Origin of the sequence: Wolbachia endosymbiont (group A) of Melitta haemorrhoidalis (assembly GCF_964273365.1) — a bacterium.
Lineage (GTDB): Bacteria > Pseudomonadota > Alphaproteobacteria > Rickettsiales > Anaplasmataceae > Wolbachia > Wolbachia pipientis.
This window is the reverse complement of the sequence record NZ_OZ187004.1, coordinates 995,274-1,021,594: the sequence shown is the minus strand read 5'-3', so window position 1 is coordinate 1,021,594 and position 26,321 is coordinate 995,274. Positions and strand designations below refer to the sequence as shown.

At 35.8% G+C, this 26,321-nt stretch carries 26 protein-coding genes and 1 tRNA gene; 7 read left to right on the top strand and 20 right to left on the bottom strand.

What is annotated here, in order from left to right; all coding sequences use genetic code 11:
- Nucleotides 1-22 precede the first annotated feature (22 nt).
- Nucleotides 23-1,039, top strand: a complete 1,017-nt coding sequence (locus ACICPZ_RS05250; protein WP_070356802.1) for a substrate-binding domain-containing protein — start codon at nt 23-25, stop codon at nt 1,037-1,039.
- A 72-nt stretch (nt 1,040-1,111) separates the two neighbouring features.
- Here the strand turns inward: ACICPZ_RS05250 and ACICPZ_RS05245 are convergent, their stop codons facing one another.
- Nucleotides 1,112-2,212 (bottom strand): hypothetical protein, encoded by a 1,101-nt coding sequence (locus ACICPZ_RS05245; RefSeq protein ID WP_264373906.1) that lies wholly within the window; start codon nt 2,210-2,212, stop codon nt 1,112-1,114.
- Between the two features lie 141 nt (nt 2,213-2,353).
- Between ACICPZ_RS05245 and ACICPZ_RS05240 the strand changes: the two genes are divergently transcribed.
- The gene (locus ACICPZ_RS05240; protein WP_264373907.1) at nt 2,354-3,814 is read left to right on the top strand and encodes a TrkH family potassium uptake protein; all 1,461 of its coding nucleotides are present in this window, start codon (nt 2,354-2,356) and stop codon (nt 3,812-3,814) included.
- Nucleotides 3,815-4,077: 263 nt separating this feature from the next.
- Here the strand turns inward: ACICPZ_RS05240 and mgtE are convergent, their stop codons facing one another.
- Nucleotides 4,078-5,448 (bottom strand): magnesium transporter, encoded by a 1,371-nt coding sequence (gene mgtE, locus ACICPZ_RS05235; RefSeq protein ID WP_264373908.1) that lies wholly within the window; start codon nt 5,446-5,448, stop codon nt 4,078-4,080.
- A gap of 153 nt (nt 5,449-5,601) precedes the next feature.
- On the opposite strand from mgtE, the gene prfB reads away from it, so the two are divergent.
- Nucleotides 5,602-6,706 (top strand): peptide chain release factor 2 gene (gene prfB / locus ACICPZ_RS05230; RefSeq protein WP_151808105.1). Its coding sequence is split into 2 segments (ribosomal slippage): nt 5,602-5,676 and nt 5,678-6,706, totalling 1,104 coding nucleotides; the frame shifts between segments, so codons are not numbered across the junction.
- A gap of 179 nt (nt 6,707-6,885) precedes the next feature.
- On the opposite strand, the gene ACICPZ_RS05225 is transcribed toward prfB, so the two are convergent.
- The 13 genes from ACICPZ_RS05225 to ACICPZ_RS05165 all read right to left on the bottom strand — a co-directional run bounded on the left by ACICPZ_RS05225 (nt 6,886) and on the right by ACICPZ_RS05165 (nt 14,743).
- Nucleotides 6,886-7,050 (bottom strand): IS3 family transposase, encoded by a 165-nt coding sequence (locus ACICPZ_RS05225; protein WP_010082072.1) that lies wholly within the window; start codon nt 7,048-7,050, stop codon nt 6,886-6,888.
- Nucleotides 7,043-7,204, bottom strand: coding sequence for a DDE-type integrase/transposase/recombinase (locus ACICPZ_RS05220; protein ID WP_010082071.1), 162 nt, complete (start codon nt 7,202-7,204; stop codon nt 7,043-7,045). The genes ACICPZ_RS05225 and ACICPZ_RS05220 overlap by 8 nt, the downstream gene beginning before the upstream one ends.
- Before the next feature lie 3 nt (nt 7,205-7,207).
- Nucleotides 7,208-7,555, bottom strand: coding sequence for an IS3 family transposase (locus ACICPZ_RS05215; RefSeq protein WP_182319997.1), 348 nt, complete (start codon nt 7,553-7,555; stop codon nt 7,208-7,210).
- A gap of 71 nt (nt 7,556-7,626) precedes the next feature.
- Nucleotides 7,627-7,920, bottom strand: coding sequence for a transposase (locus tag ACICPZ_RS05210; RefSeq protein WP_010082069.1), 294 nt, complete (start codon nt 7,918-7,920; stop codon nt 7,627-7,629).
- Nucleotides 7,921-7,998: 78 nt separating this feature from the next.
- A complete protein-coding gene (gene pstB / locus ACICPZ_RS05205; RefSeq protein WP_006280935.1) occupies nt 7,999-8,757 on the bottom strand; it encodes a phosphate ABC transporter ATP-binding protein PstB in 759 nt (252 codons plus the stop codon).
- Nucleotides 8,754-9,539: a 4-hydroxy-tetrahydrodipicolinate reductase gene (gene dapB, locus ACICPZ_RS05200; protein WP_010962542.1), complete on the bottom strand. Its 786-nt coding sequence runs from the start codon at nt 9,537-9,539 to the stop codon at nt 8,754-8,756. The genes pstB and dapB overlap by 4 nt, the downstream gene beginning before the upstream one ends.
- A 146-nt stretch (nt 9,540-9,685) precedes the next feature.
- Nucleotides 9,686-9,847, bottom strand: a complete 162-nt coding sequence (locus ACICPZ_RS05195; RefSeq protein ID WP_264373909.1) for a hypothetical protein — start codon at nt 9,845-9,847, stop codon at nt 9,686-9,688.
- A gap of 345 nt (nt 9,848-10,192) precedes the next feature.
- The gene (locus ACICPZ_RS05190) at nt 10,193-11,227 is read right to left on the bottom strand and encodes a Fic family protein (RefSeq protein WP_264374183.1); all 1,035 of its coding nucleotides are present in this window, start codon (nt 11,225-11,227) and stop codon (nt 10,193-10,195) included.
- A 169-nt stretch (nt 11,228-11,396) separates the two neighbouring features.
- Nucleotides 11,397-12,389 carry a DNA polymerase III subunit delta gene (holA, locus tag ACICPZ_RS05185; protein WP_264373912.1) on the bottom strand — a complete coding sequence of 331 codons (993 nt, stop codon included), beginning with the start codon at nt 12,387-12,389 and terminating at the stop codon, nt 11,397-11,399.
- Nucleotides 12,390-12,394: 5 nt separating this feature from the next.
- Nucleotides 12,395-12,574 (bottom strand): hypothetical protein, encoded by a 180-nt coding sequence (locus ACICPZ_RS05180; RefSeq protein WP_010082539.1) that lies wholly within the window; start codon nt 12,572-12,574, stop codon nt 12,395-12,397.
- A 131-nt stretch (nt 12,575-12,705) separates the two neighbouring features.
- On the bottom strand, nt 12,706-13,506 hold the full coding sequence (locus ACICPZ_RS05175) for a metal ABC transporter permease (RefSeq protein ID WP_010962536.1): 801 nt from the start codon (nt 13,504-13,506) through the stop codon (nt 12,706-12,708).
- Between the two features lies 1 nt (nt 13,507).
- On the bottom strand, nt 13,508-13,873 hold the full coding sequence (locus ACICPZ_RS05170) for an Mth938-like domain-containing protein (RefSeq protein WP_010082536.1): 366 nt from the start codon (nt 13,871-13,873) through the stop codon (nt 13,508-13,510).
- A gap of 3 nt (nt 13,874-13,876) precedes the next feature.
- The gene (locus ACICPZ_RS05165) at nt 13,877-14,743 is read right to left on the bottom strand and encodes a 4-(cytidine 5'-diphospho)-2-C-methyl-D-erythritol kinase (protein WP_264329568.1); all 867 of its coding nucleotides are present in this window, start codon (nt 14,741-14,743) and stop codon (nt 13,877-13,879) included.
- A gap of 81 nt (nt 14,744-14,824) precedes the next feature.
- On the opposite strand from ACICPZ_RS05165, the gene ACICPZ_RS05160 reads away from it, so the two are divergent.
- Entirely contained in the window at nt 14,825-18,052 is a 3,228-nt protein-coding gene (locus ACICPZ_RS05160) for a UvrD-helicase domain-containing protein (RefSeq protein ID WP_264374184.1), read from the top strand.
- Nucleotides 18,053-18,376: 324 nt separating this feature from the next.
- On the opposite strand, the gene ACICPZ_RS05155 is transcribed toward ACICPZ_RS05160, so the two are convergent.
- From ACICPZ_RS05155 to ACICPZ_RS05140, 4 genes are all read right to left on the bottom strand, one after another.
- Nucleotides 18,377-18,667, bottom strand: coding sequence for a GIY-YIG nuclease family protein (locus tag ACICPZ_RS05155; protein WP_264329566.1), 291 nt, complete (start codon nt 18,665-18,667; stop codon nt 18,377-18,379).
- Nucleotides 18,668-18,944: 277 nt separating this feature from the next.
- A complete protein-coding gene (gene radC, locus ACICPZ_RS05150) occupies nt 18,945-19,619 on the bottom strand; it encodes a RadC family protein (protein WP_010962534.1) in 675 nt (224 codons plus the stop codon).
- Nucleotides 19,620-20,429: 810 nt separating this feature from the next.
- Nucleotides 20,430-21,026: an RDD family protein gene (locus tag ACICPZ_RS05145; RefSeq protein WP_264329565.1), complete on the bottom strand. Its 597-nt coding sequence runs from the start codon at nt 21,024-21,026 to the stop codon at nt 20,430-20,432.
- A 24-nt stretch (nt 21,027-21,050) separates the two neighbouring features.
- Nucleotides 21,051-21,133, bottom strand: a tRNA-Leu gene (locus ACICPZ_RS05140).
- 114 nt (nt 21,134-21,247) lie between these two features.
- Between ACICPZ_RS05140 and ACICPZ_RS05135 the strand changes: the two genes are divergently transcribed.
- Nucleotides 21,248-22,699: a replicative DNA helicase gene (locus ACICPZ_RS05135; RefSeq protein WP_395462155.1), complete on the top strand. Its 1,452-nt coding sequence runs from the start codon at nt 21,248-21,250 to the stop codon at nt 22,697-22,699.
- Nucleotides 22,700-22,786: 87 nt separating this feature from the next.
- Nucleotides 22,787-24,028, top strand: a complete 1,242-nt coding sequence (locus ACICPZ_RS05130) for a hypothetical protein (protein WP_264374185.1) — start codon at nt 22,787-22,789, stop codon at nt 24,026-24,028.
- Nucleotides 24,029-24,101: 73 nt separating this feature from the next.
- Here the strand turns inward: ACICPZ_RS05130 and metG are convergent, their stop codons facing one another.
- The gene (gene metG / locus ACICPZ_RS05125; protein ID WP_264374186.1) at nt 24,102-25,739 is read right to left on the bottom strand and encodes a methionine--tRNA ligase; all 1,638 of its coding nucleotides are present in this window, start codon (nt 25,737-25,739) and stop codon (nt 24,102-24,104) included.
- Nucleotides 25,740-25,896: 157 nt separating this feature from the next.
- On the opposite strand from metG, the gene ACICPZ_RS05120 reads away from it, so the two are divergent.
- Nucleotides 25,897-26,319 (top strand): TrbC/VirB2 family protein, encoded by a 423-nt coding sequence (locus tag ACICPZ_RS05120; protein WP_233395601.1) that lies wholly within the window; start codon nt 25,897-25,899, stop codon nt 26,317-26,319.
- Nucleotides 26,320-26,321 lie beyond the last annotated feature (2 nt).

The following is a 26,321-nucleotide window of genomic DNA, read 5'->3' as shown; positions in this document are numbered from 1 at the left end:
TTTATGTTCTTAACTAAAAATAATGCTTAGAAACTTTCTCCTGATTTTTGTATTCGTATTATTCACGCCGCTATCAAATGCTGATGCCAGGAAATACATCAGAATTGTTGGATCTTCAACTGTTTTTCCTTTTATCTCGTTTATAGCCGAAGAGTTCAACCGTGTATTCTCCTTTAAGACTCCAGTTGTGGAATCGATAGGAAGTGGATCAGGATTCAAAATGTTTTGCTCAGGAATAGGGGAAGACACGCCAGACATCACCACTTCATCTCGCCCTATGAAGGAAGTAGAAAGAGAACTATGTAAAAGGAATAAAATTAATGAAGTGATAGAAATCATCATTGGCTATGATGGAGTTGTCATTGCAAATTCAAATCAAAGCCATAGATTTGATTTCACAAAGAAGGACTTATTTGAAACTTTATCTGCATATTCTCAAGAAAATGATAAATTAGTAAAAAATAATAAGAAGTTTTGGTCTAATGTCAATCAAGCCTTACCAAAAACAGAAATTGAAATTTATGGTCCACATCAAAATACAGGTACATACGAAACTTTGGTTAATTCTATTATGCTTGATCAATATTCATGCATGAACTCGAGAATTTTCAAAGAGAATTATAAAGATCAGGAAGAAAGAAAGAAAGCATGTGGTAATATAAGGGATGACGGAAGGTATATAGAAGTTGGAATTAATGAAAATATAATAATACAAAAATTGAAAAGTAACAAGAACGCCTTAGGGATATTTAGTTTCAGCTTTTTAATGAGGAATCAAGATAAAATACAAGGGAGCACAATTGCAGGAATTGAGCCAACTTACGAAAATATATCATCGGGAAAATATATATTAGCAAGACCTCTATACCTTTACATAAAGAGGGAACACTTGGATACTGTTGATGGATTAAGAGAATTCGTAAAAGAAATTATAGATTCGATCGGCATTGAAGATGGGTACCTATCTAGGCTTGGTCTAATTCCACTTTCAAGTGAAGATATAAAGAAAGCTTCAGCAAAGGTTTATGATATAACGTGACGGCAACGTTTCTTTTATATTCTTTGTTCTAGCGTAGTCAGACCCAGCGCGGCGCGCTGGGATGACAATGGATTACTGATTAGGCAGTTCTGCGTTGTTGCAACACCCAGAAACAACCGGGTTCAAACTTTTCGTATTTGGACTTTCTGATTTCTCACAAACTCCTCCAATATAAGCTAGTACAGCCAATGCTGAAACTGCTGAAACTTCTAAAACTAATGCAACTACAGGATATGCCAGCACATAGGCTGCAATAGCACCAACTACGCATAGTCCAACAACGCCTAGAGCGATCTTCCCTTTGTATTCATTAAGCTTTATTTCTCTGTCCTTTTTATAACCCTTAACTTCTTGAATAAAGTCTTCAAGCCATCCCTCACCAGCTATATTAGCATACTCTTTTTGTTGCTTTTCAAGAGAACCTATTATATAGTTATCTTCTGTATTTTGACCTTCTCTATTAACCATGTGGTCTTCAAGCCAGAAGTTACGAACATCAGGGGAAGCTTTATCCCAAAGAAGTTTAGTGATCTCTTTTATCTTTTCAAATTCTTCTTTGCCAAGATTTCTTTCATAGTCAACCATCAGAGGATAAATTAACAAGCAATCAATATCAGTAGCATCACTCCAATATACATTTCGCGTCAAAACACTTTCTACATCTTCACCGCAATTCTCTAGTGCTGTTTTAACTTGATCAACATTAAGACTTCTTATTGCACGCCTTAGTGCCATATCAAGATCCATTACCCACTTGTGATCTTCTATTTTTTGAACAACTCGTGCAAGAGCAAAATATTCTGTGCTATGAGGGTCAAATTTTCCTTGAAAGCGTTTAAGATCATCTATTGTATCCGTAAAATATGGTTGATCTTCAAAAGATTTTGTTACCTTGTAATCACACAAAAAATCATGAGTTTTTTGATCAGCTTTCTGCCAAATTAGTTCAATGATCTCGACTTTAGTGTTAACGCTAGCATTAGAACAGTCAATAACATCATTTAAAATGGTACCTTTGTCACTAGTCAGAGTCCCCTCGTGGCTCAAAACTGCTTGTATATCATTATGTTCCTTATTGTCGAGTACGTTCTGGACTTCTTGAAAATTGTCATTCCTGACTGCCTGTCTTAATGAACCTAGAATTTCTTCTTGTGCATCAGTTAATTCAACCATATCTTACCTCTAATAAAAATTTAATTATCACACATATTTACAAGTAAATCAAGTATATTGTTAATAACTGTTAATAAAGGCCAACAAAATGCTTGACGTTAGAGTAGCTTTTATGGCTTTGTATAGCGAGGAAGTAATTCTATGAAAAATCATCAACGTTTACAAAATTTGCGTTCAATTGTATTTATTGTGGGAATATTCCTATTGCTGTTTAGCTTAGCAATGCTTATTCCTGCTATTACCAATAAGTATCTCAGCTACGAATGGAAAAATTTTCTCGCTGGATTCATAATTACCTGCACATCTGGCGCAATTTTTATTTTACTCGGTAAATTAAGTAGATTGTATGGCATGCCGGCAATTTTTGCGATTACTAGTTGCACCTGGATTGCCTTGTCTCTGTTTGCAGCTATTCCTTTCTATTTTGATAATCTGAGCTATGTTGATGCATTGTTTGAAACGATATCTGGCATCACAACCACAGGAGCAACTATATTTAATGATATTGAAAAGCAATCTCCGGGAATACTGCTGTGGAGAGCAATGCTACATGGCATGGGGGGTTTTGGTGTAATCACTTTAGGAATTGCAGTTTTTCCTATGTTTAAGGTTCTCAGCCTAAATAATTTACTTTATTCTGAATATTCAGATGCTACCAAAAGGAAGTTGCCGAATACGCGAAGCGTAGTGATTCATGTTACGGCAATATATTATGGCTTAATTTTGTTATGTATATTTTCCTATTATCTAGCTGGTATGCCACTATTTGATGCAATATGTCACGGAATGTCTGCTGTATCAACTGGTGGATTTGCTAACTATAATGATTCTATAGGGCACTATAATAATCCCATACTAGAAGCCATAACGATCGTTTTTATGATTTTGGGTTCTCTGCCTTTTCTTAGCTATTTAAAAATCATAAGACGGTTAGACATTTGCTATGATGAGCAGGTCTCTTACTTTTTTAAGATAGCTATTGTTTCATCTTTATTTGCTTGTTTTTGGTTGTATAAAAATGTTGATTTAGGAGTGTCATTATCATTTAGATGCAGCACATTTACCATCACTTCCTTGATTACGTCAACTGGTTATGCAATCTGTAATCATATAGATTGGAGTTTCATTTCAGTCTTAGCTTTTTTTCTCACCTTTGTTGGTGGATGTAGTGGTTCTTCAAGTGGTGGTGTCAAAATCTTCCGCTTGATTGTTCTTTTAAGGTCTATAAGAAATTACTTTTACCTTTTATTAAACCCTGATGCAGACAATGGAGTAAAATTCAATGGAAAAATTCTGGAGAATGATGAAGTTCACTCTGTCTTTATATTTTTTGCAATTTTCATGTTAACGTTTACCATTTCATCAATAGTGATGTCTTACTTAAGCAATGCAGACTTTATAACTAGCATCAGTTCAGTCTCTGCAACGCTTACAAACTCTGGCCCGGGATTTAGTAATTTAATAGGTCCTTCGGGTAATTATTCCTCTTTCAGTAATGAAGTAAAATTATTTCTATCGTTTTTAATGCTGCTTGGCAGACTTGAAATATTGCCAATCTATTTTTGTATAGGCAATTTATTCTTATTTAATAGAAAGAAATAGTTGGTGAAGTTGTGAAATTTGATATTATAGCTAAACTGACTTACGACAATTTGAAAAACCGTCATTCCGCTACTCGTTAGCGGAATCTATACCGCGAATAAATCCACAGATGTACGAACATTGTGATTTGGGCACACCAGGAAGAATGTCATCCAAGTAGCCCCTTTCTCGTCATCCCGCTACTTGTTAGCGGGATCTATGCTAAGAGATACCGCGAATGAATCGCGGCATGACGGTTCGCGGCGGTATAGCTATAGATAGTATTAGCTATTTAATAAAAAGATCGTAGCTAAACCAAGAAATATAAAAGCTGAGAGAATATCAGTTGTTGCCGATGTTAGGATTGAAGAAGAAACGGCAGGGTCAGACTTTAAGCGATGAAGCATTATAGGAATGAAAGTTCCGATGAACGTTGCAATAATTGACATCATAATCATGGAGACCACAAAAATCATCTCCACTTTGAAGTTGTGAAACCTTATTGCTAACACTACTAATGAAATAGTAGATAAGATCACCCCGTTTATAAGACCTATTAAAAATTCTTTCATCAGTATTCTTTTTACATTTTGCTCAGTTAGATATTTTGTTGCGATTGCCCGGATGGTTAGCGTTACTGTTTGGGATCCTGCATTTCCGCTCATTGATGCAATTATCGGCATGATTATTGGCAGCACTATAAAACTTTTTATTACATCATCGAAAAAGCCAACTACTATGGAACACATTGTTGCAGCTAAGAGGTTAAACAGTAACCAAGGTAGCCTTTTAATTATAGTTTTATGTATAGGGGCATTTATATCGGCTTTAGAAGATACACCGCTTATTTTGAGTACATCCTCTTCTGTTTCTTGTTGAACAACTTTTATCACATCTTCAATTAAGATCACACCAATAATTTTACCATTCTTATTTACTACCGGAGCCGATAATAGAGAGTAATCTTTAAATATTCTTGCTACTTCCTCTTGGTCTATTCCAGTTTTAATGATTTTTATGTCATGATCCATTATCTCTTTTATTATTGTGTCTCCTGAGTGAGATATTACCTTATTTAAATTAACACTGCCTATAGGCTCTAATTTTGAGTTGATAATGAATATCTGGTGAAATTTTTCTGGTATTTTTTTATAGTTGCACACAAATTCTGTCAGTTGATTTATTGTCCAATAATATGGAGCTATAACCATATCTTTATGTATTAACCTTCCTGCACTTTCTTCTGGATATGATAGCAACTCCTCTACCGATTTCTGAGTTTTGCTGGGCAAATAGTAAAGTATATTTTCTACAGACTTTCTATCTAAATCTTTCACTATGGTTACTATATCTTCTACATCAAGGAGCATTAGTAACTTTGCTGTATTTTCTATTCCCAATGTTTCTATGATCTCTATTTGTAAATCTGGCACTACATGCACTAGGGCATCACTTAACAAATGTTGATCGAGGATATTAACTAATTTCTCCCTGTGATCACTGATCGAAGTAGATAAAAAATAAGCTAACTGAACACTGTCTATCGTTTTTACAATATTACGAACATTCTCTAGCTCCTCGTTATCAAGTGACTCTATTAAGTCATCAATAGCCTTTTTGTCTAAACCATAATGGGAACTTATTTCAATATTCATTACTTTACCTTGTTTTTTAATAAATATACGCGCTTGATTTCCTTAAACATTAAAGCATAATGAAATTATTTAAATTAACTATCATATGGTTAAATTTCTATTTTGTTTACTGTTATTGTTATTGATAGTAAATATATTAAAATCTAAAGTATAATGAAAACTTATCCAGAAATTCTTGAACACTTTCAAAGCTTAAATAAAAGTATTTCTCTTATCAGGAGGTGTCTTTGACATAGAAAAATTAAAGTTGCGTCTTGAAGAGCTTGACTCCCAAGCGTCGAATGATGACCTATGGCAAGATAACCAAAAAGCACAAGAAGTTTTAAAAGAACGTTCTAAAATTAAAAATGACGTAGAGTCGTTTTTAAAGCTGGAAAGCGATTACAACGATGCCATCAGCTTAATGAAGTCTGCTATTGATGAAAATGATGAAGAATTTTTCTCTGAAGTTGAAAATGAATTAGCTAAGCTAGAGAAATTAATCAAGTATAAAGAAACAGAGTCCTTATTTACTGGTGAAGCAGATAATAATAACTGCTTTTTAGAAATCCACTCAGGAGCTGGTGGAACAGAGAGCAATGATTGGGCTGAAATGCTGATGCGCATGTATGTAAGGTGGGCAGAAATTTATCATAACTTTAAAGTTGAAGTTGTAGAAAAATTAGAAGGAGAGTCGGTTGGTATAAAGTCCGCAATGATAAAAATCGTTGGAGAAAAAGCTTATGGGTGGGCAAAAAGTGAAAGTGGAATTCACAGGCTGGTTAGAATATCGCCATTTGATGCAAATGGTAAACGTCATACCAGTTTTGCAAGTGTAGGAGTAACTCCAGTGATAGAAGATTCAATTGATATTGCTGTGGATGAAAAGGATCTAAAGATCGACACCTATCGTGCTTCCGGAGCAGGCGGTCAGCATGTGAACAAGACTGAAAGTGCGGTACGCATTACGCATATTCCAACTGGTGTTGTAGTTCAATGCCAAAATGGTCGTTCTCAACACAGAAATAAAGATGAGGCGTTAAAATTACTTAAAGGACGTTTATACCAAATTGAACTGGAAAAAAAAGAACAGAAAATGGCTGAAGAATATGGTAAAAAATGCGATATAGGCTGGGGCAATCAGATCAGATCGTACGTTATGCATCCATATCAAATGGTGAAGGATTTAAGAACCGGACATGAAGTGGGCAATATAAATTCTGTTTTTGATGGTAATATAGATTGTTTCATAGTTAGTGTGCTTACTAAGCAAAATTAGGTAGGGTTGACTTTCTTGCCATAATATATGATAATTAAAATATTGTTAAAGTAGGAGTAAAGTTATGGCGATTAAATATGATCAGTGGAAAAGTGACCTTACCCAGAAAAAGTGGAGAGAAAGTGTGGAATGTTTTTTACAAAAAGAATGATGCATCAAATTGTTCTGGAATGCAATAGTTAATAGTGACGTTGTTTGTTATAAAAAATTTCTATGTATTCAAATATTGCAGTTCTAGTTTGTTGAGCAGAGTGTTGTGAAGTATCAATAAGTATTTCTCTTTTCAATGAGCTAAAGAAGCTTTCTGCAACAGAATTGTCGTAACAACAGCCTTTATTACTCATCTATATTCTTTACAGCTAAGAGATATTGATACCCTTGCGCAGTATATTGTGAACCTTGGTCACTGTGCAGCAGTAGATTTTTAACAGGTTTACGCCTATTAATGGCCATTAATAAAGAGTTCATAACCAATTGTTTATTTATTGCACTACTCATTAACTACCATACGTGAGAATTATTGCTGCCAAATATAGCCATCCCTCCTTGGTTTTGATGTAAGTAATCCCATACTTTATTTGGTTGATCAACAATAAAGTTTTGATCTAGTATATTGGGAGCTACAGCTCTATTATCTGTTTGTTGTTTTTTAATTTTAAACTTTCTTTTCAGTATAGCCCTGATGTCATTTTTCTGCATAATACTTTGCACCGTTTTCAAATTGCAACTTTTACCCAAAGCCTTCAATTCAGCATGAATTTTAGGAGCTCCATATCTACATTTAGAAACTTGATATATTTTTTGAATAGCTTCGAGTAGCTCTTTATTTGCTGATTCTCTACTGCTTATTTTTCTTGTGGTCCACTTATAGTAGCCACTAGCAGAAAATCCTACATAATTCCTGTACTTTATAGCAGTTACTATATAAAAAAATATTTTACTCTTTTTGACTGGCCAGGGCTTTTTTTTAAATGTCTCTTTCCCTTGTTACTCTTGCTTTGTAAATCAAACCTCTCTTTGTCATAAGGTGCTACATCTGGAAATGCATTTGCCGCCGACTTTTTTTCGTTGTGTTTCTTTATCCATTTTCCTAATAAACCACCCTTTATTCCTAAATCTCTTGCTATTTTTGTAATTGTTTGACCTGCCTTTCTTTGTTCATTTGCCAGTTTAACAGCTTCCAATTTGAATTCTGCCGTATATTCTCTTACCATTTCTAATCCTCCAAAATTTTATTTTACCCAAAAAAACTCTTTTCTTTCTCTCCACTTTTTCTGGGTAAGGTCAGAAATTTAATGATCCAGGATATACTCCTTTGTTAAGGGAGATTGAGCATTTTCGAATATTTCTTGAGTGCTTCCAGACTCAACAATTCTGCCATTATGAAAGAAAATTACACTATCAGATAACTTTTTAGCTTGCTTCATTGAATGAGTCACCATAATTATAGTAAATCTTAATTTCAGCTCTTGTATAAGATTTTCGATTGCATTGGTTGCCATTGGATCAAGAGCAGAGCACGGTTCATCCATTAATAAAATAGTTGGCTTCACTGCAATTGCGCGAGCGATGCATAGCCTCTGTTGTTGGCCACCGGATAAATTGAGTGCGCTATCTTGCAATCTGTCCTTCAATTCTTCCCATAAACCAACCTTGGTTAAACTATTTTCCACCATCTCATTCAATTTTTGCTTATCCTTCGCCATACCATGCAATTTTGGCCCACAAGCAACATTATCATATATTGATTTTGGAAAAGGATTTGGCTTTTGAAATACCATACCAACTTTTGCTCTAAGTAGTACAACATCCATATCGCGTGAATATATATCACCCAGCCCATCGATATCTAATTCACCAACAGTTTTGCAACCTGGTACATAGTCATTCATACGATTAAAACAACGCAAAAATGTTGATTTACCGCACCCGGATGGTCCGATAAAAGTAGTAACTTTTCTTTTATAAATATTCAAATTTATATCGAATAAAACTTGCTTAGAGCCGTACCAGAGATTTAAATCTTTAACAGAGGCACGTGTATTGCTCATATCACATCCTGCATTGAATAGAGCCCCGGAATTTCTCTTTTATTTTCGTATAGCCATACTGCTGCTTGAACAGCTCCTCTAGCAAATGTTGTGCGATCAATTGCTTTGTGGTTTAGTTCTATCCGTTCATCAGAATTAACAAACATCACGCTGTGATCTCCTATTACTCCACCTCCACGAGATACTGCAAAACCTATTCCCCCCTTTTTCCTTATGTTTGAACCACTATGTAAATATTGATTGGACTGAAAATCCACTTTTGAAGCGTTAGCAATTGTTTTGCCAAGTTCTATAGCTGTTCCAGATGGTGAATCCTTTTTTAAGTTATGATGCATTTCCCAAATCTCAACGTCATATTCATTACCTAAAAGCTCAGCAGCTTTTTTTACCAATTTCAGCAACACATTAACCCCAACACTCATATTTGCTGACCATAATATTGGAACTTCAGCAGCATATTCTTTCAAATCGACACCTTCTATTCCAGTTGTGCCACTAACCAGCGGTGTTTTAAATTTTACAGCTGCTTTAAGGCAGTCTAACATACATTCTTTAGTTGTAAAATCTATTACAACGTCAGATGACTCAAATATGCCACTAATAGAACTTGTAACTTTAATTCCTAGATTGGCTATAATTGGTCCAATATCTGAATCTATGTACTTACTGCCTGAACGGGCAACAGCACCTGCTATTTCCACTTTGGTATTTGTAATTAATTCATTGAGTATTTTTTTGCCCATTCTGCCTAAGCAGCCTATTACTCCAACTCTGATTTTCATAAAGCTTTTTACGTTTATTAAGAATGTTAGGCCTTTTTTTAAGCTCTGTCACTTCTGATCTATATTCTATAGCTGTACGAACACTGCAATTTCAGATCCCAGTGCCTTGACCACAACTATTGCAATATGGTACATAGTGAACGATGTCATTCCAGTCTGGAATCTAGCCTTTCTGCAATCTCATCGAAAACGTTGTAACCACTTTCTATGCTAGTTTGCTTGCTTACAAGCAAACTTTTCTGGATCCCAGTGTCTGGGCACTGGGATGACAGGAGAAGGCACTGGGATGACACCCTGACAACCGTCATCCCGCTACTTGTTAGCGGGATCTATGCTAAGAGATACCGCGAATGAATCGCGGTATGACGTAGGACTACTGTCATTCCAGTGCTCCTTTTTTTGTCATCCCAGTGCGTGACACTGGGATCTAGCCTTTATTATTTGGTTGAAATTAAGTTTTCTGGATCCCAGTGTCAGCTACTTTCATGACATCATTATAAAGTAAAATGAGATCCCAGTGTCTGGGCACTGGGATGACAAGAATAGGGCACTGGGATCTAGTGGGCTCAAACTACAATGTTTGTACAGCTGTGATCTATATTCTATAGCTGAATAATTTAACAATTCAAAATGAATACATATCCTATTGAGCTCTATATTACATACCAGGTTGCTTTGCCTTTTCCATGCTGAGTGATGTGATTACTCTTTACGAGATTAGATACGTGCTTCTTTAAGGTATTGCAGTTTGCTTTAGTAATATTTTCCAAATCCTTAATTGTAAGACGTCCATGTTTGCTGAGTAGTGCTAATACTTTAGCAGAAAGTGGTGGTAAATAGAGATTTAACACTTTTTCATGTGACACCTTTTGTTCGAGATGAAATTTTTGCTTTTGTAGTGACCTTAAAAAGAATATAAGCCATGGATTAAAATCATAGCTGCTCGTCTTCAAGGATTGTTGAGTACGACGCAAAGCTAAGTAGTAACTCTCCTTATTACTTTCAAGGGAACTGTAAGGTACATAGATATACCCTAACTTTAGTAACAAGAAAGTTGTGAGAATGCGTGATAATCTGCCATTTCCATCCTGGAAGGGATGAATAGCTAAAAAAGTAACTATAAAAATGCCAATAATTAATAGAGGATGTAACGATTTCACCTCTAATTGCTGGCTAGTCCAATAAATAAGTTCTTGCATTTGTGTTGCTGTCTCAAATGGAGAGGCTGTTTCAAAAACTATGCCCAAGCTTTTTCCAGATTCATCAAACGCTTCAACATGATTGGGGAATTTTTTATATTCTCCCATGTGCCTTTGATCTTTATATGAAAATTGTAAAAGCCAGATGTGAAACTGTTTTATAGTGTTTTCTGTAAATGGCATCTTGTTAAAGTTTTGAAATACTTCTTCACACACATACGCATATCCGGCTATTTCTCGTTCATCTAGAGAACGAAATGAGCGTGTATCAAGTTTGGATAGTAATTGCTCAACTTCACGGTCTGATAATCTTGCCCCTTCAATACGAGTAAAAGAACCAATACTTTCAATTGTTGCAATTTTCTTGAGCATTTGTAAACGTTCTGGAGCTAAATTACCAAACAATTGCCATGCTCCTTTAAATTCATCAATTTCAGCAACTAATTTTAACATTTCAGGTGTTATTACAATTTTTGAAATGTCAAACATATCTGTATTTTTATCTAATTATATTCAATTATATTCGAAAATATCCTATTAGCAAAGAATACTTGTGAGACACACACTAAAGAATGAATTTTGGTAGGCATAAAAGCAGCTATTTTATGTTAAAATACAACATTTTGATGAAATTATAAGAAAGGCTGGATCCGAGTAGTCAGCTACCCGTCAGTGCATGTTGAAAAATCATTTTATGATCTAAATCAGTTTTTTTACAGGTAACTTCTAAGCTTATCAATTTTTCCAAGATCTTCTTAAGTTCTGAAAGTTGCAAACTTTTCAAATGAGATTTAAAACTCTGCAATTGTTTAAAAAACAATGGAGGGCTTAGCTGATCAATCGCAGCCTGCTCACTCATTCCACCTTGCACTGACAGCAAAACGTTTTCAAGGCGTAGGAAATAATTTGATATAATGCGAATTAGCGCTATCGGTGAAAAATTTTCTTGCGATATCAATACATCAGAAATTCTAATGAAGCGCGACATATCTTTACTTGCTATGGCAGAGCATAGATCATCAAGTGTAGCATAGTCGTTGCCGGAAGTTGAAAAGCATAATTCTATATCAGTAAGTTTTAGGTCTTTTCTCTCCCCTAAGTATAAAACTAACTTCTCAAGTTCTGAACATATAGGCAGCTTGCTATGATTAAAGTAAGATTGCAAATGGTAGATTATCTCATTTGTGCATTTTATATCATTTTGTTTTAAGTAACTTGATATAATGTCATAAAGATTGCTGTTGCTGTCCTTATAGCAAGCAATCACACCAAAAATTTTTGAACTCTCCATATAACTTTTAGTCGCAGAATTATATGGAAGATCATTTGCTACCATCATTACATAATGACCACTTGCGTTATAATCCAATACATTTTTTAACTCCTTGGATATACCTCCACTCACATTTATCAGCTTAATTAATTTTTTGCTGGTAAACATCGAAACGTTTGCCAATTCAGAAAACAGTAAACTGGGTGACTTATGCACTATTGCAAAATCCATCACCTGAACTGAATACTCACCCAAATTAGCAATTATTTCTTGTACATAAAAATCAACCCTACTGTTATCACTTCCATGAATTAACACACCACGTAAAGCATCAGGTTTCTCTAGGAATTTTTTAACTTTGGATGGTGTGACCCTCATGCTATCTATATGATATCATTCTCATTTGACTGTACATGAGTATCCAAAGACTCTGAGTCTCCTTGTGCAATATTATGCACATCACCTGCTACATCATCTGACTCTTCTGTTTTTCCTGTAATATAATTATAAAATTTTTTCACAGGTTGAGATATATATTTGGAAAAAAATCCTTCTTCGCTCATATTGCTTACTCCATAAAATTAACAACTTATCATTAGCATATAAATAATAGTATAGCAAAAACTATTTTGTGCTAAGATAGTGATGTTTTATAATGAGTATATTACAAAATTATTAACATTCGAGATCAAAATTAAGCCAACCTGCTTAATACTAGCCTTATAAAATAAGCGATAATTAAATATACCGCTGCAACAAGTATAATTGCAGGTCCAGTTAACAAATCAAAACTTGCAGATAACATGAGACCTGATATCCCAGAGATCACAGAAAAAACTGTTGCAACAATAATCATCTGCATTGGAGTTTTCGAAATGAGCCTTGCAGATGCTGCTGGTATTAGCAAAAATGCAGCAATGAGTAATATTCCTATTAGTTGGGCAGCAATTGCTATAAATATAGCAAGAGTGATTAAAAATTCTAGTCTAACAAAGGTAACATTAATTTTTTCAACTACTGCTAAATCTTGATTAATTGAAATCATTAACCAATAACGCCATCTAAATATTAATATCAAAGTAACTACTGCAGAGGTTAAAAAAATCAATACTATATCACTTTGATCGAGCGTTAATATATCACCAAACAGTGAGCTAATAATACTATTATTGCCAGATGGAAGAAAAGACATAAGTATTAAACTCGATGATAAAACTACATTGGTAACAATGTTCAATATCGTATCAGCAGAATATAATCTGTTAAAATTAAGAGAAAGTAGTATAGCAAATGTAATTGCAATGAGCATTATGCTAAGCGATGGGCTAATCTTAAAGATTAAAGCAAGTGCAACACCAAGCAACGAAGAATGGGACAAACTATCACCAAGATAAGATAACCTTTGCCATATCATAAACGATCCTAAAGCGCCTGTTACTAGGCTAATTACAACTACTGCAACTAGACTGTTGATGAAAAAGTCCTGGGTAAGCATGCTATATGGCTATTAGATAACTGACAACAAATCTATCTTCGGATATCAGAATATTATGGGTTCTGCATGCAGAACCTGTTGTCATAAATTCAAAATTTAAACCTTTTTGTTCCATAAGATAGGACTTCACTGAAGAACTTAGTATATTGCGTGTTTTACCAGTACCTATTAACAAAATTTCTATTTCCTCTGTTAAAAAAGATTCAAAATACTCCTTGCTGTTTATATCACTTTCTTTCAATTTTATCACCTTTTCAGGAAAAATTATAATTGAGCCGCAATATTCTTGATTGTTTACCAAAAATTTTCCTTCCCTGTAACCATTTATAAGATTTTTATTCTCGGAAATTAAGGGAGTTATATCCATAAGTCAAACTATTAATTGAGTGTTGCATACCCACCATTCTGGTTGCTTTTTTCCGATATTAACTGCAGCAGCTTTTGCATTTTCCTCACTATCGAATATTCCAAAGCATGATACACCACTGCCTGACATGCGAGAAAGTATAGAGCCTTCTTGTGACTTAAGTGTTGATATCACATCCTTAATTTCAGGAACAAGGCTTATTGCTATTTCTTGAAGATCGTTTCTCGTCTCTTTAAGAAGCTTCAACAAATCCTTTTCAGCGTCATCGCTCCATTTAATTGGCTCAGAAAATTTTCCTTCATGTTTGGAAAATACCTCTGGTGTACTCAAAAACCTTTTTTTCGGTTTCACAAGCACCACATTTGTAGGTAAAGAGAATTTTTTAATGTGGCATAATTCTTCGCCAATACCTCTAACAAAAACTGGCTTGCTATCTACGCTTGCGGGAACATCAGCACCAACGTTTAAGGCTATTTCATTTAAAATCGTCCTATCAATCTCCCACAGCTTCCCTAGCGTACGTACCACAGCTCCAGCATCTGAGGATCCGCTACCAAGTCCTGCAGCAATTGGTATGTTTTTTACAACCTTTACAGTGACTTTAGTGCGTACAGGAGCATGCCTAAGCAGCAGATTAACCGCTTTCATTACAGTGTTATATTGGTTATTTATTTTAGACTCGGAGTTTATAAATTCAACTGTAGAGTTATCGTATCTAGAATCCTTCTCACCTACTTTTATTTCCAAAAAATTAGAGAGATTAGCAAAGACAAATAAACCTTCAATCAAGTGATACCCTGTTTCTTTTTTGTCTACAACATGCAAAAAAAGATTGATTTTTGCAGGCGCCTTTACACAAAAACTTTTCATTATATATCTTCACTAACACTATTTTTACATTATATGTATAATGCTATTCTAGTCAACTTTTATAAGGTTCTCGCACTTCTGATGAGATCAAATGCCATAAATCCTAATTTCTCTGTGTGGGTAAATGCGTCCGCTGGTACAGGCAAAACAAAAATCTTAATAGACAGAGTATTGAGACTTTTATTAGAAAACAAAAGAAATATTCTTTGCTTAACATTCACCAATGCTGCAGCAAACGAAATGGAGAATCGCATTCACAGCATACTCAGTAAGTGGGCAATATGTTCAGATAGTGTGTTGGCAGCAGATCTAGAACAACTAGATTTCTTTCCAATGTCATCCCAGTGCGTGACACTGGGATCCAGAAAAAATAAAGATTATTTAACAAGAGCAAGAAGGCTTTTCTCTGAACTGGAAAATCTTGGTCTAACTATACAAACCATACACGCTTTCTGTTACAAATTAATCTCCAGCTTTCCTATAGAAGCTGGCATTGCTCCAAATTGCACGCTGAGCGAATGCAAAGAATTACATTCCATCATATTCAATAAAGTGCTTCATAACGAAACTGTGCAGGATGATATCAACCTTATTGCAACTGAAATTGATGAAAATAAACTACGCGATTTGCTTTATACTTTATGTGTAAAAAGATCAGCGTCAGCAAATGATTCGAAATATATCAAAGATAAATTGAGCGCCCCAGATGAAATTCATGACTTACAGAGTGAAACAATTGAGCACGTGGAAAGACTAGCCGAGATATTAAGTGAAGGCAGTAAAAGAGATCAGAGTTATAGTGAAATACTTTATTCTACTGTCATCCCAGCTGGGATCCAGAAGAAAAGAACCAGCGTCACGCGCTGGAATGACACTAAAGTAGAAAACCTAGCCAAGGTCTTTTTAAAATCAGAATCGCACGAAAAAAAGAGCATATCATCCATTGCAACAAAAAGTATTTTGGAGAAATTCAAAGATGCAGAGCAAATAATAGAGAGCGTTCAGAATGTAGTATTTACCCATATAAGAGACATGAACTCTTATCAAATATTCAAGAGAACCAGTAGCTTACTTGGTGTATTTAAAGTATATGTTGATTTATATAATAGTGAAAAATCAAAAAATGCACTGCTTGACTACAATGATATAATTGACTTAGCAACAAATCTTCTCAGCGACCCAGATCATAAAGATTGGGTATTGTTTAACTTAGATCAAAAAATAGATCACATCCTTGTTGACGAGGCACAAGACAATAGCATCAGTCAGTGGAAAATTATAACAAATCTCTGCGATGAATTTTTTGCCGGTAATGATGAAAAGCGAACCTTATTTGTTGTTGGTGACGTAAAACAATCCATATACAGATTTCAAGGAGCAAATCCCCATCTATTCAACTATATGCAACAATACTTTCATACGAAAACTGGTGGTAGAGATTGGATATCATGCCAACTTGAAAAGTCATTTCGTTCAACTCCAGAAGTTTTGATGCTTGTAGATAGAATATTTAATAACTTCCGCGCAGAAATATCTTTTAATGATAATGAAATAAAACATGTTCCACATAGAGAAAATGACCAAGGATATATTGAAATTTGGCCAGCGTTACCAAGGCGCAAAGAGAAAGAACAGCAAGCTTTACAAATTCCTCTGACATGCAGGGAAAATTATATAATAGCAGACCGATTACTTGCTCAAACAATAGCCAACAGAATTCACAATTGGTTAAATGAAGGGCGAATTTTAGTCGCTAAAGATCGCCATATAGAGCCAAGAGACATTATGATTTTGGTGCGACAACGAAACGTGTTAGTTGATTACATAATAAGCGAACTTAAAAAAGCAAATGTGCCAGTTGTAGGCCGAGATTATTTTAGAATTATGGACTATATAGCCGTGCAGGACTTAATAGCTTTGGCCGAATTTTTACTCCTCCAGGCAAATGATCTAGCTCTTGCAAATGCTTTAAAATCACCGCTATTTAATTTCACCGAGGATGATTTATTTAACATTGCATACGACCGTAAAGAGCATTCACTATGGGAAAGAATTCAGGATTATTCTGTGGTTATCTATAGTGAATTAAACTATCTCATTAACTTATCTCGCACAGAATCCCCTCTCGCATTATTCACGCATATACTGCGCACAGGTAAGAAGAAATTTGCTGCAAGGCTAGGTCTTGAGTGCTTCGAGGTTCTAGACGAATTTATGAACCTTGTGTTGCAATTTGAGAACCCATCTCTTCAAGCGTTTGTTCAATGGATCAAGGAGAATAATCCGGAGATTAAGAATGATATGCAATCAGAACGCAATGCTGTGCGAATAATGACAATTCACAAATCAAAAGGTCTGCAAGCTCCCATAGTATTTTTGGTTGATACAAACACAGTGCCAAGAAACAGTGAAAGCATTATCTTTGATGGAACAGAAGTGCCATTTTGGTGTGGAAAAAACAACAACGCTTATTGCGATCAAGTAAAAAGAGAGAAAAAACTAGAGGATTATAATGAATATTTGCGTTTATTATACGTAGCACTCACGCGTGCTGAAGATGAGTTATACATCTTAAGTAAAGAGCCAGTGCAAAAGGGCTCTTGGTATGATCTAATCACTAAGTACGGAGAGCCATATGAAAAGAAACAAAGGGATTTACAGCCAATATTTAAAGAAAAAGTTGAAGTATTATGCGTGAATGCAAACTACCCTTACATTTATAAAAAACGTGATTATTTTGACGTTCCGGTCATTTCCCTTCCACCAGCTTTAGCCCACTCTTCGGTGTCATCCCAGCGCGTGACGCTGGAATCCAGTGAAAAAGAAGGAGCAGAATGGATCCCAGTGTCAGCTACTTGGATGACAGATGGTTATGCAAGAGGCCTGATTATTCACAGCATATTGCAGTATATGCCCAAGATAGAAAAAGAAAGGAGAAAAAATTGGGTCAGAAAATACCTTGATAACATCAACATCAGTGAAGATAAGGATGAAATTTACAGTAAAATATTGGCCTTTAATGAAAAATATGGCTATTTGTTTGACTTGGAAGGCAAATCAGAGATTACACTGAGTGGAACAATTGATGGCAAGTCAGTATTAGTACGACTAGATAGGCTATGCATAACGCAAGATAAAGCAATCATAATTGACTACAAATCACACCGTAACGTTTCTGTTTCCTTATTAAATGAAATAAAAAAACAGATGTTAATCTATAAAACCTTAGTACAAGAAATATATCCAAACAAGCAAGTAGAGTGCGTGGTTATTTGGGTGGAAGATTTAACCATTCAATCTGACTTTTAACGAAACTTGATTGCAAGAAATAGCTACTACGTCATACCACCGCGAACCGTCATACCGCCGCAGACCGCCATACCGCGATTCATTCGCGGTATCTCAGCCGCTAACACGTAGCGGAATGACAGCAGTCCTACGTCATACCGCTGCGGATAGATCCCGCTAACAAGTAGCGGGATGACGAATTACTTAACTGTCATACCACCGCAAACCGTCATACCGCCGCGGTATCTCAGCCACTAACAAGTAGCGGGATGACGAATTACTCAACCGTTATCCTGCTGCTCCTTTCTCGTCATCCCGCTACGTGTTAGCGGGATCTCAGCATAGCTATCTTAAAGCTAAGTAATATAAGTCAATCCAGCTAGGATTCTTTTGATTGATCAAATTAATTTTCCACTGCCTTGGCCATTCTTTCAGGCGCCTTTCTCTTGCAATAGCTAAACTTATATCTTCAAACTCTTCAAAATATACAAGTTTATTTACATTATATCTTGATGTAACACCTGAAACAATTTTGTTTTTGTGTTCCCAAATCCTCTTGATCAAATTTGCAGTTACACCAATATATAATGTGCTATTAGCTTTATTTGTAAGTATATAGATATATGATAACTTCATCTTAATCGTTTATAGCTAAAGTAACTGAGGTTTACCAACATTATACTACACCATCATACCACAATAAAACTTACCGTCATGCCGCCGCAGATAGATCCCGCTAACACGTAGCGGGATGACGAGTTACTATACCGCGGCGGTATCTCAGCCGCTAACAAGCAGCGGGATGACAGCAATCTACGTCATACCGCGATTCATTCGCGGTATCTCTTAGCCGCTAACACGTAGCGGAATGACGATTGTCGGTAAATCTAAGTTACTGTAGCTATAAAGGCTTTCACAACAACCTATTTTCCTTGAAACTAAAATAGCTACTGAATGTAATAATAATGTGATCTATTAATTCTATTCCTATACTTTGGCAAGCTTCTGCTAGTTGTCTAGTGAGAGATATATCGCTATTTGAAGGTTGTGTATCTCCGCTTGGATGATTGTGAGATATTACAATGGATGTTGAACCAATCAAAAGTGCGCGCTTGATGATCTCTCTGACATAAAGAGGAGTTTGATCTACTGTACCAATATTTTGCAGGTCTTCCGCTATTAGACGATACTTTTTATTCATATAGATGACGCGAAAATTTTCCTTATTGAGGCTTCCTATACTTATTCTTAAATAATCAAGCAATTTTTCCCAGTTATCGATTACAGGCAGGTTTTTTATTTCTTCTCTTGCAGAACGAACAAAGGCTTGTTTTACACAAAAGATGGCAGATATCGCTGCATTGCTGACATCATCAACGTTTTGCAGCGCTTCCAGGTCAGCATTAAAAACTTTATTTAAGCTGCCAAAACTTTCTATCAAACTCTTTGCCACCGGTTTTACATCAATTCTACTATATGCTGAATATAAAATGTGCTCTAAAACTTCATAATCAAGTAATGATTGTCCATTATCTAAAATAATTTTCTCTCTTAGGCGCTTTCTATGCCCCTTTTTGTAATTTTTCATCATCAATGAATTGCTTATCTCTTGTATAATAAGAAATTAGATTTTTAAGTAAAATATTTAATAAAGCGCATGACGCACAATTGTAAGAACATTCATTTTTGAAGACAGCAAATGGTGTCATGAAAGTAGCTGACGCGAGCTCTACGTCATACCGCCGCAGACCATCATACCGCCGCAGACCGTCATACCGCGATTCATTCGCGGTATCTCATCCGCTAACAAGAGATCCCGCTAACAAGTAGCGGGATGACGAATTACTTAACCGTCATGCCACCGTGAACCGTCATACCGCGATTCATTCGCGGTATCTCTAGGTCCCGCTAACAAGTAGCGGGATACTTGATCTTTACAGGGATGACGGTTGTCGTTTAGCTACAAACATTAAGAAATTTACCAAATGAAAAAAAAGGCAAAAGAAGCCCTAGTCATTGTCTATTTTCAGTATTTGGCGTTTTTTAAATCTTAAACACTGCAATTTAGCTGCTTTTAAACGCAACTCACCTTAGTTTAAATGTTTAAGAAATTTACTAAGCAGAAAAAAAGGCAAAAGAAACCCCGCGTTAGCTAGTTGTCACTCTCTAATCCTGCAAATTGGCGTACTATACTGTCTTAAACGACTTATAAGCGCGTTTCAGCTTATATAGGTAAAAACCCAGAAATGTTGTGAAGACATAAGGTGCACATAGTGCAAAAAATTAAAAATAAGACGCCAACTACGTTGTTTTCTTGCTGTTTAATCTGCACAGATGAAGATAACTGAATACCTTCACTATCATGATAAAGGGGCTGGCGAAGGGTGTCAAGTAGTTTTTAGCTCTGCCTTCTAAGGCTTTTACTCGTGACAACCACTGTGCCTGCGATCTTATCGTGCCAAGTTTGACAGCGTTTGTTGAAATTTGACCATAAAAAGCCCAAGAATAATGGTGCAACTGACAATATAAAGGAAAAAAATCTCTTTGTTGCTTGTTTTAGGGTCATCTTTTCGAAAGTTTGTGCATCCACAACTCTAAGCCCAAATAATAGTTTTCCAGGTGTAGTAGCAAACTTTACCCACATATATATTACATAGCAAAAGAGCATAATAAACTGGACTATTTGATTTAGAATCATTAATTTTACAAGTCTACTCTGCATTGCCTTTTCTTCTATAGAAAGTGGCACTTGCATTGGGGATTTTGCAGCAACTTGGCTGAATATTTTGCTATCCTCTGAGTTTGTAAAGAGCTGATTAAAGGCTTGGCTGCAAAACTGCAAGAACAAAACGATAATAATTAAATCAAGCAATACTGATATATAGCGCCTGAGGCCCGTTACATAACATATTCCATTTTCGTCTTTCTTTACCTTTTGAATAACATTTATAGAAGAAAAAATAGAGAATAAACGATCAAAAAATTTATGTAACATATATACACTTTCCAATATTTAACGTGCCCCTGGCCGGACTTGAACCAGCATGCTTTTGCAAGCAACAGATTTTGAGTCTGCCGTGTCTACCATTCCACCACAGGGGCATTAAGTTTTAATGCTATAGGCAACACGGAATTAGTCAAATTTTTTTGCCTTTACATCTTTCAAATGAGGACTAAATATTCTACAATAATCAACAGTTACTCTCAAAACTTAAAATGAATGAATTAGCCAATCTCCTCAGTTCAAGAAGTGTAGATAAGGAAATATGTAAATTACCGCATAATTTAGAAGCTGAACAGATGCTTATTGGTGCAATGATTCGTGATAATAGAATCTGTGATGCAGTTGAAGACACAATTACAGCAGAAAATTTCTATGATCCACTGCATCAAAGTATTTTTACGCAAATATCTAAAACCAGGAAACACGGTATAGTTGCCAATGAACTGAGCCTCAAAATGTTTTTTGAGAACGACCAAGCGTTTACCGAGTGTGGCGGGGTAGAGTACTTAGCAAAGCTTGCAGCGAAGGCAAGTATTGCACTTGATATTTATAGTTTGACTAGAATAATCCGTGATACTTACTTAAGGAGATGTTTAATTAAGCTCGGGCAAGAAATAGTTGGTGATAGCTACAACTACGATATTGAAAATCCTGCACAGGCGCAAATTGAACAAGCAATGACAAAATTGTTCAATTTGGCAGTAAAAAAACAAGGTGAGAAAACATATATAAAACTTGCAAGTTCAATTAAAGATGTAGTTGAGAAGATCAGCACACTGAAAAATAATCCAGAAGCGCTAGGCGTTACAACCGGACTTCAAGATCTAAATCAGCTTCTTGGTGGTCTACAAAAATCTGATTTATTAATTTTAGCTGCAAGGCCTTCTATGGGTAAAACAGCATTGGCGCTAAACATCGCACTTAATGCTTGTAAGATGTTGCAAAAAAGAGCAGATAAGCAACACTATGTAGCGTTTTTCTCGCTTGAAATGTCAGCAGAGCAATTAACTGCAAGGCTGATCACTATAGATTCAGGAATTAGTTATTATAAGGCATTAACCGGGAGAATTAGTGATTTTGAATTGCATGAATTTATCAATACTAGTACAGAATTATCTGAACTGCCTTTCATCATAGATGACACCCCTACGCTATCAATTAGTGCCCTTCGCACCAGAATACGCTTGCTGTATCAATTATATAATGTAGAAGTGGTATTCATTGATTATTTGCAGCTAATCAGAGGAACAACAAAAAGGAGTAATGAAAATAGAGTGCAAGAAATCTCGGAAGTGACGCAGGGTTTGAAAGCAATTGCAAAGGAGCTAAATATTCCCATTGTTGCACTATCTCAGCTCTCTCGTTCTGTTGAGCAGAGGGATGATAAAAAACCACAACTTTCTGATTTACGTGATTCAGGGAGCATAGAGCAAGACGCAGATATAGTAATGTTTCTCTATAGAGAAGAGTATTATGAACTAAGAAAACAGCCAAATGAAGGAAACAATAAACATCGGGAATGGCAAGAGAAAATGGAAAAAATTAGAAACATTGCAGAGCTCATTATTGCAAAGCAGAGAAATGGACCAATTGGCAGTGTGAAGCTATATTTTGACTCTAACAGAGGTGCATTTAAAGATTACACGGAAAGGCATAGTTCATAGCTTGGCAGCAATCTTCTTGTTCCCAAGTTTATCAATTATTTTTTTTATGTAAAGATAGCTTGACAACTTCTTAAAAATCCTTTTATAATGGTATTATATTTTATAATACGTGAGATGATGAATAAAAACAATGTACCCTATTATATAGCTGGAACTCTGGCTACTTTCACTTTATTAGCATCTGGAGTGTTTGCTGCAGCTCCTTATATTGGTTTCTTAGCTCCAGTTGCAGCATTAAGTGTTGGCCTTCCATTTATTATTGGTGGTGCTGTATTTTCTGCTGTAGCTATTGCACTTTCGTATGCAGCAGTTAGTAAGAACAAAACTATTTCTGAGAAGGAAGCTCAGCTTTCTGATGAAAAAAGTAAAGTAGAAGCTAAAGGTAAAATAATTTCTGAGAAAGTAAAAGAAATATCCGAAAAAAATACTCAACTGGCTAATCAAGCAAAAGAGATAGAAGATAAAGATAAAACTATTTCTGAGAAAGATCGGGAGATTTTTAGAATGAAAAATGAGTTGGCTGCAACCAGAAGGATTAATGCTTCTCAGCCAGGTAATGCGGTAGAATTTGATAGCATAAACCAGCAGCTTACTAAGAGAGATTTCGAAGTACAAACTCAAGAGCAAGCCATTATTTCACAAGCAAAAGGGAAATTTAATAGTGTTGGAAATAAATTAAAAAATATTTATGATACTATGCCATCAGCTGAGTTTGCAAAGGATATCAAAACAGCATCTGAAAAAGCATTTACATCTACAAAAGAAGCATTTATTAGTGGTCGTGTAACTCGTATTGTTAAAGATGGCTTGAAAAATACTTATGATGCGTCAATTGCATCTGTAAGAGGAGCACTTAACAGCGTTGGAAGCAGCTTGTACAGTAGGATTTATGGTACTAAGGTTTCTAGTCCGGAAGAGCAGTTTAAGCGTGAAGATGGATCTAAACCTAGCATGCAAGAACTAACTCGTTTGGATTATTTAAATCTTGAGGTTCTTTCCAGTGAGCAAAAGCAACGAGCTAATAGTTTGGATTATTTAAATATTGATAACGTTCCTAAGCAACCTGATCATTTAAATGTTGATGCTGCTAAAAGTTATTTAATGAGTCTTTCTGAGGATCAGGATGTATTTTATGATGCAGAATCTGGTGATGAAAAAGGTACTGAGATTTCTAGCCCAGAAAGTCAGCCAACTAAAGAAGAAAATGGTCAAGGCTGGTTTGCATGGAGCCTAGGAAAGGTTAAGTCGGCAATGACTGAAGTAGTAGTGATAGATGCTGATGTTACTAAACCATATTTTGCTAAAGTAACTAAGGCACTTGCCACCTAACTTGAATATGTAGACAGCGGTGTGCACCGTTGTTAACTAAAGATAATCCCATCCAGGAGAAATAGTTTTTACACTATTTCTCCTCTTTAGCATCAACCCTCAAAAAAACCGGCGTAGGTTTAGGCAGCGTAATGCCTAAGCTTACGCATGCGTTGCACAGAGATTTTAAATCTTGTTGCTCTTTCGGGATTTGCAGTTGATCAAGTATCATTTCCGCTGACCTCGGGACAATTGGCTGCAATAAAATGCCTATTATCCTGATATATTCCAGTAACTTGTAAATTACTAAATTCATGCGCTCTCTGTCAGTTTTGCTTAGTGTCCAGGGTGCACTTTTGTCTATGTAGGCATTTGCTTCAGAAGAGATGTTGATGATTAGAAGTATGATATGGTTAAATTCATACTTTGATAGGTGATTCATCACTTGATCGAGTATAGCTTTGCAACCTGGAAGACTTTCTTCACCTTTAAGTAGGCTTTGATCGATTGTTGGTACAATTCCAGAACATTGCTTGTGTAAAAATGAAATTGTTCTTTGTACTAAATTGCCTATGTTGTTTGCCAGTTCTGAATTTATCCGGCTGATCATATTTTTCTTACTAAAGTTGCCATCTTGGCCGAAGCTTGCTTCCCGAAGGAGAAAATAGCGTAGCTGATCAACACCAAACTCTTGAGCGAGGCCAATTGGATCTATGACATTACCAAGGGACTTGGATATTTTCTCTCCCTCGTTCAACCACCAACCATGAACTGCAATTTGTTTTGGCAGTGGCAGGTCTGCTGCAAGGAGAATCGCTGGCCAATATACAGCATGAAAGCGCAATATGTCTTTACCGATTACATGAACGTTGAAAGAGTTGTCAGCTAGGTTTGCAGCGCTTGACACTGGAATCTGCGTTTTCCCTTGGTTTGGTGTCATTCCAGTGCTTGACACTGGAATCTGTGTTTCTGGTTCTGCCCAAAACCTCTTATATTCCTCACCTTCAGTACTAGGGAAACCTATTGATGTAAGATAATTGGTTAATGCATCTATCCAGACATAGATTACGTGTTTGTCATTACCTGGTACTTTTATTCCCCAGTTAAAACTAGTGCGAGAGATTGAGAGGTCAATGAGCCCTGATCTTACAAACGATATCACTTCATTTCTTCTGCTCTCAGGAAAGATAAAACTTGGCTGATTTTTATAGAGTTCCAGTAATTTTTCTTGCCAGTTTGATAAGCGAAAAAAGTAACTCTCTTCTTTTATCCACTGGACCTCAGCACCTGTTGGTGCTTTGCCATCTATCAGCTCTGACTCCTGATAAAATGCTTCATCACGAACTGAATACCAACCCGAATAGGAATCCAAATATATTTGCCCTCTCTCTTCAAGTCTATTCCATAAAGCTATAACTGCTTTTTTGTGACGTTCCTCCGTAGTGCGAATAAAATCGTCATACTCAAAATTCATGAACTTAGCCAATTCTTTAAATGAAACGCTCACTTCATCTGTAAATTCTTTTGGCTGCATTTCCTTTGCTTTAGCTGCTTTTTCTATTTTTTGTCCATGTTCATCTGTACCAGTGGTAAATTTGACATTTTTCCCAGCTAGTTTCATGAACCTTGCCACCACGTCACACAAGAGAGAAGTGTATGCATGACCAATATGCGGCTTATCGTTTACGTAATATACTGGCGTGGTGATGTAAAAGTTCTCGAATTGTTCCATGGTTTAGCATTTTGATAAAAATCAACTGAGTTAATTATAGTATTAAAAAGGCAGTAATAAATAAATATTGATTGGGTTAAGCATAATTTTTGAAAAAAGCTATTTACTGAAATTTTATTAAAATAAGAAACAATCAGGCATGATTATTGAAAGAACAATGAGAAATTTTCTTGTAATTCTATTTATAGTTTTCTATGCATTTGATGCACACGCTGATGGAGCAACAGATGTAATGTGTAATGTAATAGGTTACGTTCATGGAATAGGTGGACCAATGATTACAGTGGTAATAATTGGTTCAAGCTTACTTGCAATATTTGGCAGAATGCCTTGGCCTGCACTTTTCGCACTGGGTATGTTTGTTGCTGTGTTTTTTGGTGCTCCTCAAATTGTAACAAAGGTAACAGAAAAAGAAGTTTGTTGTCTTTTTAAAGGTCAAACCTTGGAGAATGGAAAGTGTGTTGCTGCTCCTGGATATGAACGTGTAGGTACAGGTTATGCTTGTCGTTCCGGTTGGGCGCTAACTAATAAAGGCTACTGTATAAAAGCTGGCCAAGATCCTTCAAAGTATTGGAAGTGAAA

What these genes read in the sequence shown, in the direction of transcription:
- ACICPZ_RS05120 (WP_233395601.1), top strand. Translation starts at nt 25,897, where the DNA reads ATGAGAAATTTTCTTGTAATTCTATTTATAGTTTTCTATGCATTTGAT.
- ACICPZ_RS05170 (WP_010082536.1), bottom strand. Translation starts at nt 13,873, where the DNA reads ATGGATATAACTCCCTTAATTTCCGAGAATAAAAATCTTATAAATGGT.
- pstB (WP_006280935.1), bottom strand. Translation starts at nt 8,757, where the DNA reads ATGAGCAATACACGTGCCTCTGTTAAAGATTTAAATCTCTGGTACGGC.
- ACICPZ_RS05250 (WP_070356802.1), top strand. Translation starts at nt 23, where the DNA reads ATGCTTAGAAACTTTCTCCTGATTTTTGTATTCGTATTATTCACGCCG.
- ACICPZ_RS05190 (WP_264374183.1), bottom strand. Translation starts at nt 11,227, where the DNA reads ATGTTTGACATTTCAAAAATTGTAATAACACCTGAAATGTTAAAATTA.
- holA (WP_264373912.1), bottom strand. Translation starts at nt 12,389, where the DNA reads ATGAGGGTCACACCATCCAAAGTTAAAAAATTCCTAGAGAAACCTGAT.
- ACICPZ_RS05160 (WP_264374184.1), top strand. Translation starts at nt 14,825, where the DNA reads ATGAGATCAAATGCCATAAATCCTAATTTCTCTGTGTGGGTAAATGCG.
- ACICPZ_RS05165 (WP_264329568.1), bottom strand. Translation starts at nt 14,743, where the DNA reads ATGAAAAGTTTTTGTGTAAAGGCGCCTGCAAAAATCAATCTTTTTTTG.
- ACICPZ_RS05220 (WP_010082071.1), bottom strand. Translation starts at nt 7,204, where the DNA reads ATGAGTAGTGCAATAAATAAACAATTGGTTATGAACTCTTTATTAATG.
- ACICPZ_RS05155 (WP_264329566.1), bottom strand. Translation starts at nt 18,667, where the DNA reads ATGAAGTTATCATATATCTATATACTTACAAATAAAGCTAATAGCACA.
- ACICPZ_RS05130 (WP_264374185.1), top strand. Translation starts at nt 22,787, where the DNA reads ATGGTATTATATTTTATAATACGTGAGATGATGAATAAAAACAATGTA.
- ACICPZ_RS05210 (WP_010082069.1), bottom strand. Translation starts at nt 7,920, where the DNA reads ATGGTAAGAGAATATACGGCAGAATTCAAATTGGAAGCTGTTAAACTG.
- ACICPZ_RS05245 (WP_264373906.1), bottom strand. Translation starts at nt 2,212, where the DNA reads ATGGTTGAATTAACTGATGCACAAGAAGAAATTCTAGGTTCATTAAGA.
- ACICPZ_RS05240 (WP_264373907.1), top strand. Translation starts at nt 2,354, where the DNA reads ATGAAAAATCATCAACGTTTACAAAATTTGCGTTCAATTGTATTTATT.
- radC (WP_010962534.1), bottom strand. Translation starts at nt 19,619, where the DNA reads ATGAAAAATTACAAAAAGGGGCATAGAAAGCGCCTAAGAGAGAAAATT.
- mgtE (WP_264373908.1), bottom strand. Translation starts at nt 5,448, where the DNA reads ATGAATATTGAAATAAGTTCCCATTATGGTTTAGACAAAAAGGCTATT.
- ACICPZ_RS05145 (WP_264329565.1), bottom strand. Translation starts at nt 21,026, where the DNA reads ATGTTACATAAATTTTTTGATCGTTTATTCTCTATTTTTTCTTCTATA.
- ACICPZ_RS05135 (WP_395462155.1), top strand. Translation starts at nt 21,248, where the DNA reads ATGAATGAATTAGCCAATCTCCTCAGTTCAAGAAGTGTAGATAAGGAA.
- ACICPZ_RS05175 (WP_010962536.1), bottom strand. Translation starts at nt 13,506, where the DNA reads ATGCTTACCCAGGACTTTTTCATCAACAGTCTAGTTGCAGTAGTTGTA.
- metG (WP_264374186.1), bottom strand. Translation starts at nt 25,739, where the DNA reads ATGGAACAATTCGAGAACTTTTACATCACCACGCCAGTATATTACGTA.
- ACICPZ_RS05195 (WP_264373909.1), bottom strand. Translation starts at nt 9,847, where the DNA reads ATGACGGTTGTCAGGGTGTCATCCCAGTGCCTTCTCCTGTCATCCCAG.
- dapB (WP_010962542.1), bottom strand. Translation starts at nt 9,539, where the DNA reads ATGAAAATCAGAGTTGGAGTAATAGGCTGCTTAGGCAGAATGGGCAAA.
- ACICPZ_RS05180 (WP_010082539.1), bottom strand. Translation starts at nt 12,574, where the DNA reads ATGAGCGAAGAAGGATTTTTTTCCAAATATATATCTCAACCTGTGAAA.
- ACICPZ_RS05225 (WP_010082072.1), bottom strand. Translation starts at nt 7,050, where the DNA reads ATGAGTAATAAAGGCTGTTGTTACGACAATTCTGTTGCAGAAAGCTTC.